Source organism: Stenotrophomonas sp. SAU14A_NAIMI4_8, from assembly GCF_003086695.1.
In the GTDB taxonomy this organism is placed as follows: domain Bacteria; phylum Pseudomonadota; class Gammaproteobacteria; order Xanthomonadales; family Xanthomonadaceae; genus Stenotrophomonas.
The window spans coordinates 1,414,767-1,427,454 of sequence record NZ_CP025999.1 but is presented as its reverse complement, the minus strand read 5'-3'; the positions used below and the strand labels follow the sequence as shown (position 1 = coordinate 1,427,454).

The 12,688-nt window shown below is 67.3% G+C and carries 11 protein-coding genes; 6 read left to right on the top strand and 5 right to left on the bottom strand.

All coding sequences use genetic code 11. The features are described 5' to 3' along the window. The first annotated feature begins 31 nt into the window (after nt 1-31). On the top strand, nt 32-1,276 hold the full coding sequence (locus tag C1930_RS06605; RefSeq protein ID WP_108771361.1) for an ectonucleotide pyrophosphatase/phosphodiesterase: 1,245 nt from the start codon (nt 32-34) through the stop codon (nt 1,274-1,276). 151 nt (nt 1,277-1,427) lie between these two features. Here C1930_RS06605 and C1930_RS06600 read toward each other — a convergent pair whose 3' ends face one another. Together C1930_RS06600 and C1930_RS06595 are read right to left on the bottom strand one after the other, a co-directional pair. Further along, nucleotides 1,428-1,607, bottom strand: coding sequence for a 30S ribosomal protein THX (locus tag C1930_RS06600; RefSeq protein WP_108749022.1), 180 nt, complete (start codon nt 1,605-1,607; stop codon nt 1,428-1,430). Nucleotides 1,608-1,717: 110 nt separating this feature from the next. Further along, nucleotides 1,718-2,131, bottom strand: a complete 414-nt coding sequence (locus C1930_RS06595) for a MerC domain-containing protein (protein ID WP_108749021.1) — start codon at nt 2,129-2,131, stop codon at nt 1,718-1,720. A 133-nt stretch (nt 2,132-2,264) separates the two neighbouring features. On the opposite strand from C1930_RS06595, the gene C1930_RS06590 reads away from it, so the two are divergent. From C1930_RS06590 to C1930_RS06570, 5 genes are all read left to right on the top strand, one after another. Then, nucleotides 2,265-4,463: a TonB-dependent receptor gene (locus C1930_RS06590; protein WP_108771360.1), complete on the top strand. Its 2,199-nt coding sequence runs from the start codon at nt 2,265-2,267 to the stop codon at nt 4,461-4,463. A 226-nt stretch (nt 4,464-4,689) separates the two neighbouring features. Then, a complete protein-coding gene (locus C1930_RS06585) occupies nt 4,690-5,256 on the top strand; it encodes a TetR/AcrR family transcriptional regulator (RefSeq protein WP_108752554.1) in 567 nt (188 codons plus the stop codon). Beyond that, entirely contained in the window at nt 5,256-6,926 is a 1,671-nt protein-coding gene (locus C1930_RS06580; RefSeq protein ID WP_108755747.1) for an MFS transporter, read from the top strand. Before C1930_RS06585 ends, C1930_RS06580 begins: the two co-directional genes overlap by 1 nt. Nucleotides 6,927-6,937: 11 nt before the next feature. Beyond that, complete coding sequence (locus C1930_RS06575) at nt 6,938-8,125, top strand: HlyD family secretion protein (protein ID WP_108771359.1); 1,188 nt, start codon at nt 6,938-6,940, stop codon at nt 8,123-8,125. A gap of 108 nt (nt 8,126-8,233) precedes the next feature. Then, nucleotides 8,234-8,899 carry a hypothetical protein gene (locus tag C1930_RS06570; RefSeq protein WP_108771358.1) on the top strand — a complete coding sequence of 222 codons (666 nt, stop codon included), beginning with the start codon at nt 8,234-8,236 and terminating at the stop codon, nt 8,897-8,899. Between the two features lie 96 nt (nt 8,900-8,995). Here C1930_RS06570 and C1930_RS06565 read toward each other — a convergent pair whose 3' ends face one another. The 3 genes from C1930_RS06565 to C1930_RS06555 all read right to left on the bottom strand — a co-directional run bounded on the left by C1930_RS06565 (nt 8,996) and on the right by C1930_RS06555 (nt 12,575). Continuing rightward, the gene (locus tag C1930_RS06565; protein ID WP_108749015.1) at nt 8,996-9,487 is read right to left on the bottom strand and encodes a Fur family transcriptional regulator; all 492 of its coding nucleotides are present in this window, start codon (nt 9,485-9,487) and stop codon (nt 8,996-8,998) included. Between the two features lie 34 nt (nt 9,488-9,521). Continuing rightward, complete coding sequence (gene gltX, locus C1930_RS06560) at nt 9,522-10,925, bottom strand: glutamate--tRNA ligase (RefSeq protein WP_108771357.1); 1,404 nt, start codon at nt 10,923-10,925, stop codon at nt 9,522-9,524. Between the two features lie 93 nt (nt 10,926-11,018). After that, nucleotides 11,019-12,575 carry a M20/M25/M40 family metallo-hydrolase gene (locus tag C1930_RS06555; protein WP_108772548.1) on the bottom strand — a complete coding sequence of 519 codons (1,557 nt, stop codon included), beginning with the start codon at nt 12,573-12,575 and terminating at the stop codon, nt 11,019-11,021. Nucleotides 12,576-12,688: the final 113 nt, after the last annotated feature.

The window sequence follows — 12,688 nt, the reverse complement described above, 5'->3', positions numbered from 1 at the left end:
GCACGTCATTGCCGCCGCTTATCATGTCGCGATGACTTCCGTACGCCTGACCTGTTCGCTGGCGCTGCTGCTGCCCCTGGCCGCCTGCACGACCACGCCCTCTTCGTCCGCGCCGGTTGCGCGCGCCGACGCGCCGCCACCGAAGCTGTTGCTGATTTCCATCGACGGCCTGCGCGCCGATGCGCTGGATCGTGGGCTTACGCCGAACCTGCAGCGCATCATCGATGGCGGCGTGCGCGCCCGCTGGATGACCCCCTCGTACCCGTCGCTGACCTTCCCCAACCACTACACCCTGGTCACCGGCCTGCGCCCGGACCACCACGGCATCGTCAACAACAGCATGGAAGATCCCGCGCTGGGGCGCTTCAGCCTGGGCGACCGCGAGGCGGTGACCAACAGCTACTGGTGGGGCGGCGAACCGATCTGGGTCGGCGCGGAAAAAGTGGGCGTGCGCACCGCCACCACTTCCTGGCCCGGCAGCGAGGCCGAGATCGACGGCACCCGGCCCAGCCGCTGGCAGGTGTACGACAGCAAAGAGCCGCTGCAGCAGCGCGCGCAGACCGTGCTGGACTGGCTGGCACAGACCGATGCCGATGCGCCGCGGCTGACCACGCTGTACATGGAAAACGTGGACAAGGCCGGGCACAACCATGGTCCGGATTCACAGCAGTATGCCGATGCGATCGTGCTGGCCGACCAGGTGATCGGCCAGGTGCTTGATGGCCTTGATGCACAGGGGCTGGCGGCGTCGACCAACGTGGTGGTGGTCTCTGACCACGGCATGGCATCGGTACCGGAAGGCCAGGTGATCGCCACCGAGTCGATGGTCGATCCGTCGCTGGCGCGCAACGTCAGCCAGGGCCAGTCGGTGGGCTTCGAGCCGGTGACCGGCCGCGAAACGCAGGCCGAACAGGCCCTGCTGGGCCGCCACGCGCATTACGAATGCTGGAAGAAGGAGGCGCTGCCGCCGCGCTGGCATTACGGCAGCCACCCGCGCGTTCCGGCCATCGTCTGCCAGATGGATGAAGGCTGGGATGCGCTGCGCGCCGAGCGTATCGCCAAGCGCGACCACCAGGACCGCGGCTCGCACGGCTACGACAATGCCCTGCCCTCCATGCGCGCGGTGTTCGTGGCGCGCGGCCCGTCGTTCCAGCAGGGCCTGCTGATCGACGGGTTCGACAACGTGGATGTGTACCCGCTGCTGGCGCATCTGCTGCAGGTGCCGGCGGCGCCGAACGATGGCAATGCCGAGACGTTGAAGAAAGCGTTGCGCTGACGGCGCAGCATCCGCCGGGCATGGCGCGGCGCTACCGTTCCCACCCTGGGTAGCGCCGGGCCATGCCCGGCGAGCGCAGCGGCAGCAACACCGGGCACAAAAAAAACGCGGCGCCAGGCGCCGCGTTTTCTTCAAGCAACCGCCGGCCGGATCAGGCCTTGGCAGCTGCCTTCTTCGCCACAGCCTTCTTGGCCGGAGCCTTGGCCACGGTCTTCTTGGCAACCGGGGCGGCGGCGCCTACAGCGACCTTGCTCGCGGTGTGCGAACGGGCGTTGCCGTAGCTGGCGTTGTAGCGCTTGCCCTTGGCGGTCTTGCGGTCACCCTTACCCATGTCTTCAACTCCTCAAGTGTGAAATCTGGTTACCCCGTACTGACACGGGTTCGGCGGGGCCGCCTTGCTGGGCGCCCCCGCGCACGATCAGAAAGCCTATCACGACGCGCCTAGTGCGCGCAGCTGGCGTCGTGGACGTGGCCGTGGTTCAGGCGCAGGTTCACCAAGTGCGCCACGCCAACCAGCAGGCCGCCGACGGTCATCACCACTGCATGCGGCACCGCATTGTGGTGCAGCGGGTCGTACAGCACGCCCGCCCACAGCGCCACCAGGCCGGGAATCAGGAAGCCCAGCGCGCGCAGCGCGCCATGCCGGCGGTAGCCCATGACCAGGCTGAACAGCCCCAGCAGCGTCACGAACACCACCAGCGCCATCTCCACCCCGTCGCTCAGCCAGAACGACAGGCCCAGCGAAGGCGCGATCGCAAGCAGCACCGGAATGACCGCGCAGTGCACGGCGCACAGCATCGAACCGGTGGCACCGAAGCGATCGAGCAGGCGGCGGAACGAGGAGGACAGGGACATGACTTCCAGCAGGGTCGGCGAATCGTTATGGAATAATATAACATTCACTCCTGCCCCGCACGGTTTCCCTCCCCTGTCCTTCGACGGGATACGTGCGCCACCCGATTGATACAAAGTAACAAAGGACTTGCCGATGTCTGCCCATTTCCCGCGGTTGAAGCCGCATTCCCTGGCCTTGGCCCTCGCCGCCCTGCTGCCGTCAGCTGCGTTCGCCGCCGGCGACGATGCTGGCCAACGTGACCGCCACCTGACCGAGCTCTCTTCGGTGCAGGTCACTGCCTCGCCGCTGCAGGGTGATGCCGAGTCGCTGGCGCGCCCGGTGGACGTGCTGACCGGCGAACGCCTGGACGAACAGAAGGCCGGCACCCTGGGCGACACCGTGGCCAAGCTGCCCGGCGTGCAGAGCACCTTCTTCGGGCCCGGCGTCGGCCGCCCGATCATCCGCGGCCAGGAAGGCCCGCGCGTGGCCGTGCTGTCCAACGGCATGGGCAACATGGATGCCTCCACCGTCAGCGCCGACCATGCCACCAGCATCGAACCGTTCCTGGCCGACCAGATCGAAGTACTGAAGGGCCCGGCCACCTTGCTGTTCGGCAGCGGCGCGATCGGCGGCGCGGTGAACGTGGTCGATGGCCGCATCGCGCGTGACCTGCCGGACCGCCCGCTGAGCGGCCGCGCCGAACTGCGTGGCAACTCGGTCAACGACGAACGCAGCGGCATGTTCCGCCTGGACGGCGTGAGCGGCAACGTGGTGCTGCATGTCGACGGCCTGGTGCGCAACGGCGATGACTACCGCATTCCCGGCTATGCGGTGATCGACAGCCTGGAAGACCATCACGACGACCACGACCACGCCGGCGAAGAAGGCGAAGAGCCGCGCCGCGGCCGTCTGGACAACAGCTCCATCCGTACCCGCGCCGGCGGCGTGGGCGCGACCTGGCTGGGCGAAGGCGGCTACTTCGGCGTGTCGGCCAGCACCTATCGCACCAACTACGGCATTCCCAACGGCGCCCACGTGCATGCCGAGGGCGATGACCACGACCATGATCACGACCACGACCATGGCGAAGAGGAAGAAGGTGACGAGCATGACGTGCGCATCGACATGGTGCAGAACCGCTTTGAAACCAAGGCGGGCATCTACAACCCGGTGTCGTTCCTGAAGAACGTCAACGCGCGCGTGGCCTACACCGATTACGAACACGTGGAGCTGGAAGCCGGCACGCCGTCCACCCGTTTCACCAACCGTGGCATTGAGACCCGCCTGGAAGCGGTGCAGCAGCAGATCGGTGGCTGGGACGGCGCCTTCGGCCTGCAGTTCGGCAACAGTGATTTCGGCGCCCGTGGCGAAGAGGCCTTCGTGCCGGACACCAACACGAAGAACGTCGGCCTGTTCGTGCTGCAGGAAAAGCAGTTCGGCCCGTTCAAGCTGGAAGTGGGTGGCCGCCACGACCAGGTGAAGCTGGACCCGACCGGTGACTACCGCCGCCGCTCGTTCGATGCCACCAACCTGTCCGCGGCCGGCATCTGGAAGCTCAACGATGCGGTGGACCTGCGCATCGGCGTGGACAGTTCCGAGCGTGCACCGACCAATGAAGAGCTGTATGCGGCCGGCGCGCACATCGCCACCCGTTCGCTGGAAATCGGCGATGCCAACCTGAAGACCGAGCGCGGCCAGCGCGTGGAGCTGGGCATCCACACCCACAGCGAGCGCCTGGACTTCTCTGCCGCCATCTACCAGACCAGGTTCAAGGACTTCATCTACCTGGCCGACACCGGCGTGACCGAAAGCCTGCCGGTGCGTGCCTGGACCCAGCAGGACGCGGTGTTCAAGGGCGCCGAAGCCGAAGCACTGGTGCATCTGTTCGAGGGCGGCGCCGGCGATTGGGACCTGCGCGTGTTCGGTGATTACGTGCAGGCCAAGCTGGACGGCAGCGGCAGCCGCAACCTGGCGCTGGCGGTGCCGCACGGCGACCACAACCACAACTACAGCGTGGAACTGGCCAACACCGGTTACCTGCCGCGCATCGCCCCGGCACGCGTGGGCGCGGACCTGCGCTGGGCCAAGGACGGGTGGCGTGCGTCGGTGGGCGCGGTGCGCTACAGCCGGCAGAAGGACGTGGCGCAGAACGAGGAACCGAGCGACGGCTACACCCTGGTCGATGCGCACTTCGCCTACCGCTGGGACCGCAACGACAGCAACAACTACGAGGTGTTCCTGGACGGCAACAACCTGACCAACCGCGAAGTGCGCCCGCACACCTCGCTGCTGCGGGATTACTCGCCGCTGCCGGGCCGTGGTGTCGCGTTCGGTATTCGCGCGTACTTCTGATCGGCCATCCACGCATGGCGTGGATCTACTGGGGTCGGATCCCTTTCCGCAGGAAAGGGCTCTGACCCCGCTCCAACACAGCAAGCATCCAAGGGGCCTTCGGGCCCCTTTTCCATGGCGCGCGATCCTTCACGCCATCCTCACAAAGATGTGCGTAGAGCAACAAACGGACAATCCCGTCACTGAACGTCTCGCCAACCGGACACTATTGTCCGAAAATGAAGCCATGACCGCACAACGCGCTGATGCTGCCGCCCGCCGGGCCCTGATCCTCGATGCCGCCGACCATGTGTTCGGCCAACACGGCGTAACCGCGCCGCTGGACCTGGTGGTCGAACGTGCCCAGGTGGGCCGCGCCACCCTGTACCGCAACTTCCCCGACCGCACCGCCCTGATCCAGGCCCTGCTGCAGCGCACGGTGGACCGCATCCGCCGCCAGGTGGAACAGCTGGGCGACCGCGACGACGCCCTGTTCGAAGTGTTCGAAGGCATGGCCCAGCGCATCATCGATTCGCCGGCGCTGGCCGACTACTGGCGCGCGGTGGATTCGGACGTGGCGGCCATGCGCATCGCGCGCGAGACCGTGCGCGATCTGCTGGAAGCACCGATCGCGCGCGCCAAGGCCGCCGGCCTGTGCCGCCCGGATCTGGAGAAGACGGATATTTCACTGATCTCGGGCATGCTGGGCGCAGCCCTGCGCGGCAAGACCCGCGAAGAGCGCGCGCAGTTGGCCGGGCGCGCCCTGCAGCTGCTGCGCGGGGGCCTTCAGGGAGCAGCCAGCGGAGACCGCTGATGGTGCAGCCGTATCTCAAACCGATTCCGGATTGGGAGGAGCACGAGAAGCCGACCATGCCCGGCTCGGCCTCGATGCCCTGGCACCCGCCGCAGCGGCGGGCGGCCTACGCGCTGGTGTCGCTGCTGGTGGCGATCACCGGTGGCCTGGGCAATGCGCTGGTGACCGCCAACCTGCCGTTCCTGCAGGGCCAGCTGGCGCTCACCCCCACCCAGGGCAGTTGGCTGGTGGCCGCCTACGCCATGGTGAACGTGACCGCCAACCTGCTGGCCTTCAAGTTCCGCCAGCAGTACGGCATCCGCCTGTTCGCCGAAATCGGCCTGGGCCTGTATGCGGCGCTGGCGGTACTGCATCTGTTCGTGGGCAGCTTTGAGACCACCCTGCTCACCCGCGCCGCCAGTGGTTTCGCCGGCGCCGCCTGTTCCACCCTGGGCACGCTGTACATGCTGCAGGCCCTGCCCCGCCGCTTCACCGGCAACCTGCTGGTGGTCGGCGTGGGTCTGTCACAGCTGGCGGTGCCGATCGCCTGGATCGTTTCGCCCACCCTGGTCGATACCGGCCAGTGGCACCAGCTGTATTCCTTCGAAGCCGGCCTGGCGCTGTGCGCATTCGCCGCGGTGGTGCTGCTGAAGCTGCCGCCGGGCGTGCAGATCAAGGCCTTCGAACCGCTGGATTTCCTCACCTTCGCCCTGCTGGCGCCGGCCGTGGCGCTGCTGGTGGTGGTGCTGGCGCAGGGTTACACGCGCTGGTGGCTGGACACCGCGTGGCTGGGCTGGGCGCTGGTGGCGTCGATCGCGCTGACCACCACCGCACTGGTGATTGAGCACTATCGGCGCAACCCGCTGCTGCAGATCCGTTGGCTGTCCACCCTGCCGGTGCTGCACTTCATCGTCGGCGCGTTCCTGATCCGCTTCCTCACCACCGAACAGTCCTACGGTGTGGTGAGCCTGATGCGCACGCTGGGCATGGGCCCTGACCAGATGCGGCCGCTGTTCGGCGTGATCCTGGCCGGGGTGATCACCGGCATCGCCGGAGCCTCGCTGACCTTCGGGCCGAAGCGGCTGATTCCGCAGCTGCTGATGGCCATCCTGCTGCTGGGCACGGCCGCGGTGCTGGACCAGCACCGCACCAGCCTGGACCGCCCGCACGATTTCTACGTCAGCCAGTTCCTCGCTTCGGTGGGCGCAGGCATGTTCATGGGCCCGCTGATCATGCTCGGCATTTCCGCTGCGCTGAAGCAGGGCGTGGACCACATGATCACCTTCCTGGTCACCCTGTCGATCACCCAGACCCTGGGCGGCCTGGCCGGTTCGGCTGTGCTGGGCACTTTCCAGCTGCACCGCGAACAACTGTATTCCAGCGCGCTGACCAGTCAGCTCGATCCCGCCGATCCGGTGGTGGCGCAGCGCCTGCGCATCCAGCAGCAGGTGTATGCGGCGCAGATCACCGACCCGGTACTGCGCAGCGCGCAGGGCAGCGCACAGCTGGCGCAGACCACGCGACGCGAAGCCAACGTGCGCGGCTTCAACGATGTGTTCACCCTGAGTGGCTGGCTGGCCATCGGCTTCCTGGCCTGGCTGCTGCTGTTGTCACTGCGCACCGCCGTGCTGAAGCAATGGCGCAAGCGCCACCCCGTTGCCACCGCTGCGGCTGCCGCAGCGCCGCCCTGAGTACCCTTGCCATGTCTCCCGTTCCGCCCCGCCCCGACGACGCTGACAGCGCCGACAACGTGACCCCGCCGCCGCCCACCGACGCCGCTTCGGCACCGGCGGCACCTGCCGCGCCCGCCGCGCCGAAGTACCTGCGGCCCAGCGCGCGCAGCGTGGTGGTGATGATCGTGGTGGCGCTGCTGGGCATCGCGCTGATCCTGCGTGCCTGGCACCTGTGGCCGTTCACCAGCAGCGTGATGGTGACCGACAACGCCTATGTGCGTGGGCAGATCACCGTGCTGGCGCCGCAGGTGAACGGCTATGTGACCGAGGTGCTGGTGAAGGACTTCCAGCACGTGAAACAGGGCGAGCCGCTGCTGCGCATCGATGATCGCATCTACGCGCAGAAGGTGGCGCAGGCCGAGGCGACGCTGGCCAGTGCGCGTGCCGCACTGGCCAATTCGGACCAGTCGCAGGCGCAGAACCGTGCGCAGATCGGCTCGGCGCGTGCCACCCTGGCCGCCGGGCAATCGGAACTGCAGCGCTCGCGCAATGAGCTGAAGCGCTACGAGGAGCTGGCCGCGCAGCAGCTGGTGTCGATCAACGACCGCGACAAATTCCGCACCACCCAGGCCTCGGCGCAGGCCAGCGTGCAGCAGTCGCAGGCACAGATCCGCATTGCCGAGGAAACCCTGGTATCCACCCAGGTGGCGCGCAAGGGTCTGGAAGCGCAGGTGGAAAGCGCGCAGGCGCAACTGGAACTGGCGCGCATCGACCTGGCCAACACAGTCATCCATGCCCCGCGCGATGGCCAGATCAGCGAGGCCAGCGTGCGCGTGGGCCAGTACGTGGCGGCCGGTTCGCAGCTGCTGTTCCTGGTGCCCGACACGCTGTGGGTGGTGGCCAACTACAAGGAAGGCCAGACCTGGCAGATGCGCATCGGCCAGCCGGTCACGTTCACCGTGGATGCCTTCCAGGGCCAGGTGCTGCACGGCCATGTGGAGCAGATCGCGCCGGCCACCGGTTCGGAATTCAGCGTGCTGCGCCCGGACAACGCCAGCGGCAACTTCACCAAGGTGGTGCAGCGGTTGCCGATTCGCATTTCGATCGACCCCGACCAGGAACTGGCCGCGCGGCTGCGCCCGGGCATGTCGGTGATCGCGCGGGTGAATACCGCCGCCGAGCCTGATCCAGCACCGGCACCGGCACCGGCACGGTAGAGTCGACTGTCAGTCGACTGCTTTTGCTCCGGGATTGTCGCGCCAGTCGACTCTACCTGATCGACTCCACCCTGCTCGCCTGCCTTACCCCTGGAACAATCGCAAGCAATGAAATTCAACGCACTGGCCCGGAAGGCAGCCAAGGGACCGGCGCCGCTGCAACATGGTGGCAGCGTGGAGGTGGAGGATCTGATCCGCTTCGTGCTCGAGCACGGTGCCGAGGGTGCGACCGAGATCGAGCGCCTGTGTGCGCTGCACGGCTGGCGCGAGGACATGCAGCACAACCCCGACGGCACGCACTTCGCACCGATGGCGCCGTGGGCGCGGGCCTGTGCGGCGTTCGGCCATCGTGGCGTGGCGGGGCTGCAGCCACTGCTGGACAGCCCGCGCCTGGCCACCTATGCGATCGGGGTGCTGCAGGATGTGCGCAGCGAGGCGTCCGTAGCGGCGCTGCTGGCTTTCTGCGAACAGGCCGATTTCAGCGAGGACGATCCACTGTCGGCGCCGTCGCGCGCGCTGGCCGCGCTGAATCTGCTGCTGTCCTTCGACAAGGCTGTCGTGGTGCCAATCGCTACGCAGCAGGCGCTGCTGCACCTGGTCCAGCGTGTATGGGAACAGGCGCCGACCACGCGGGGCCGCAGCCTGGCGTTGTGTGCCGTGCGCGGTGCGGCCGCGCATGAGGCGCTGCAGTGGGTGCAAACGCAGGTAGTGAAGGATGCGGAATTGATTGCTGCGCGCAAGGTGGCGCTGAAGCGGTTGCGGCAGCGTTTGTGAGTAGGGGTCAGAGCCCTTTGCCAGTGGCAAAGGGATCCGACCCCAAACCTCATGTTTGCCTTGGCAAAAGGGCTCTGACCCCGGGATGCGGGTCTGTCAGCCCGCGCAGCGCGCGCAGAGGCCGTGCACTTCCAGGGTCTGCGCCTGCGGCTGGAAGCCCAGCTCCTTGGCGCGCTTTTCCAGCTGGGTGACGATTTCGCGGTCTTCCAGTTCCACCGCGCTGTGGCAGCTGTTGCAGATCAGGAAGGGCACCGAGTGCGCCGCGCTGCTGGGATGGTGGCAGGCCACGAAGGCGTTCACCGATTCCAGCTTGTGCACGAAGCCATTGGCCATCAGGAAATCCAGCGCACGGTACACGGTGGGCGGGGCGTCGGCGCCCACGCCCTTGCCGCTGCGCACCCATTCCAGCAGCTCGTAGGCCTTCACCGGCTTGCCGGCCTCGGCAATCAGCTTCAGCACGTTGGCGCGGATCGGGGTCAGGCGCAGCCCGCGCTCGCGCGAGACACGCTCGACCACCGCCACGAAATCCGATGCGTCGTGGACGTGGTGGTGCGGGGCGGTACAGGCAGAAGCAGGTTTGGCGGGCATGCGCGTTCTCCGGTTCGGGGCTGGGCCGCAGGGCTCAGGCCGTTGCTACCTTGGTAATGGCCACATCGATGCGTTTCAAGGCCTGCTCGCGGCCGGCCAGGTACACGGTATGGGAAATGTCAGGGCTGACCTGGGTGCCGGTGATGGCCACGCGCAGCGGCTGGGCGACCTTGCCCATGCCGATTTCCAGCGCGGCGGCGGCATCGTGCAGGGCCACGCCCACGGCCTCGGCGGTCCATTCCGGCAGCGCGGCCAGCAGCTCGCGGGCCTTGCCCAGCGGCAGTTCGGCGCCGGCCTTGAAGTGCTTGGCCACGGCCGCCTCGTCGTACTCGGTCAGCGGCTGGTACCAGACCACGGCCTTCTCGGCCATTTCCTTCAGGGTCTGCACGCGCTCGCGCAGGGCAATCACCACGTCCACCGGGGCCGGGCCGGCGGCCACGTCCAGGCCCAGCTTTTCCAGCTGGTAGACCAGGTGCGGCACGATGCTGGCCGGTTCTTCGGTCTTCAGGAAGTGCTGGTTGACCCAGCCCAGCTTGGCCATGTCCAGGCGCGAGGCCTTGGAATTGCAGTTGGCCACGTCGAACAGGTCGATCAGCTCCTGGCGGCTGAACAGTTCCTGGTCACCATGCGACCAGCCCAGCCGGGCCAGGTAGCTCAGCAGGGCGTCGGGCAGGTAGCCGGCGTCCTTGTACTGCATCACGTCGGCCGCACCGGTGCGCTTGGACAGCTTGGCGCCCTGCTCGTCCAGGATCATCGGCATGTGGCCGAACTTCGGCACCGGCGCGCCGATGCCTTCGTACAGATTGATCTGGCGCGGGGTGTTGTTGATGTGGTCGTCGCCGCGGATGACCTCGCTGATGCCCATGTCCCAGTCGTCCACCACCACCGCGAAGTTGTAGGTGGGGTAGCCGTCCGGGCGGAAGATGACCATGTCATCCAGCTCGCTGTTGGCGATCTCGATGCGGCCCTTGATCAGGTCGTCGAACACCACCGTGCCATCCAGCGGGTTCTTGAAGCGGATGACGCGGTTCGGGTCGTCCTTGTGCGGCAGGCCCAGGTCGCGCGCGGCGCCGTTGTAGCGCGGCTTTTCCTGCTTGGCCATGGCGGCCTCGCGCATCGCGTCCAGCTCTTCGCGGGTTTCGTAGGCGTAGTACGCCTTGCCGTCGGCCACCAGCTGTTCGGCCACTTCCAGGTAACGGGCCACGCGGTCGGTCTGGTAGATCGGGCCGACGTCGTAGTCCAGGCCCAGCCAGTCCATCGCCTCCAGGATCGCGTCGATCGCGCCCTGGGTGCTGCGTTCACGGTCGGTGTCTTCGATGCGCAGCACGAACTCGCCGCCGCGGTGGCGGGCCTCCAGCCAGCAGTACAGCGCGGTGCGGGCACCGCCGATGTGCAGGTAACCGGTGGGGCTGGGGGCGAAGCGGGTGCGGCAGATCATGGGGCGCTCGGGGAACGGGAATCCGCCGATTTTACCACCAGCCCCGCAAGGGCAAGGAGAGGCGGACGCGTCCGGCCCCTCCTGCCCGCCTTCTCAGGGCTGCGGTTCAGCCTTGCGCGGGAACGAGGCCTCGCGCATCGCCGCGTTGTAGGCGAACGAGGCCACGATGGCCGCCGCCTGCTTCAGATCGTCCGGTTCGGCGTGGTCCCAGGTGTCCAGGTGGCTGTGGTGGACGTTGGTGAAGTAGTCCAGCCGGTCCTGGATGAACTGGAAGCCCGGCAGGCCGATGCGGTCGAAGCTGATGTGGTCGGTGCTGCCGGTGTTGCGGGTAGCCACGGTGGTGGCGCCCACATCGTGGAACGGCGCCAGCCAGGCCTCGAAGATCGGCATGGCCGCCAGGTTTTCCTGGGCGTAGATGCCACGGAAGCGGCCCGAACCATTGTCCATGTTGAAGTAGACCTGGAACTTGTTGTAATCGCGGGTCTTCTGCAGGGCGCCGGTGGGCTCGCGCAGCGAGGCCGGCAATGCCTTCTGCGCCGCGTCGGTGGGTTCGGGGAAGCGGCCGAAGTGCTTGGCCACGTAGGCCTGCGAACCGATCAGGCCCTGTTCCTCGCCGCTCCACAGCGCCACCCGGATGGTGCGCTTGGGCTTGGCGCCGGTGGCTTTGAGGATGCGCATGGCCTCCATCATCACCGCCACGCCGGCGGCGTTGTCGGCCGCGCCGGTGCCGCTGTGCCACGAATCCAGATGCGCACCGATCATCACCACTTCATCGGGCTTGCTGCTGCCACGGATCTCGGCCAGCGTGTTGTAGCCGGGCTGGTCGGCTTCGTCGGTGAAGCGAGCGGCCACATCCACGCGCAGGCGTACGCTCTGCTTGGCCGCCAGCGCGCGTACCAGCGGATTGAAGTGCTCGGCGATCATCGCCAGCTCGGGAATGCCGACCGATTCGCCGGCCTTGCGCGAACCGCCGCCGGCCACGCGGATGATACCGTTGTCCCAGCTGCTGATGCTGATCGCGGCCAGCGCGCCCTCTTCCACGAAGAACGCATTGACCTTGGCCGCCAGTTCCTGGCGTTCCTTGTATTCCTTCACCCGCTTGGCCCGCTCGGCGGCGGCATCCTTGGGCAGGGTGAATTCCTGCAGGCCTTCCAGCGAGGTGGCGTCGTGGCGGTGCGAATCGGCCTCGGTGCCGCGCTTGTACTCACGCGCTTCGCCCAGCAGCAGGATCTTGCCGCGCAGCTTGCCGCGGTACTTCTCGATGTCCTCCGGCTTCTTGATCTCCACCTGCAGCAGTTCGCCTTCCACCGGCCCGTTCGTGCCCGGCGTCCACGCCTTGGGCAGGGCATGCAGCGGCTGCACGCGGTCGCCCAGCATTTCCACGCTGGCCGAGGTGAACTCCCAGCCGCGGCCGAAGTCGTCGAAGGCTTCGTCGTGCACGTTGTCCAGCTTCCATTCGCTGAACTTGCCGCGGGTCCAGGCGTTGGCGCGGCCCATCGCCGGCGAATTGGTCAGGCGCGGGCCGATGCGTTCGGTGAGATAGCCGAAGGTATCCATTACCTGCGAGCGGTGGAACGCCTCCTGGCGGATACGGCTGACCATGTCCAGGTCGACCGTTTCGCGCTGCTGCGCCCCTGCATTGCCGCCCATCACCAGGGCTGCGGCCAGCACACCCCACTTCAGCCCACTCCACTTCACCACGCCGTACCCCTGCCCTTCGGCTCGATCATCAAGCCTTCGAGTCTAGCCAGCGGCGGCGGGCG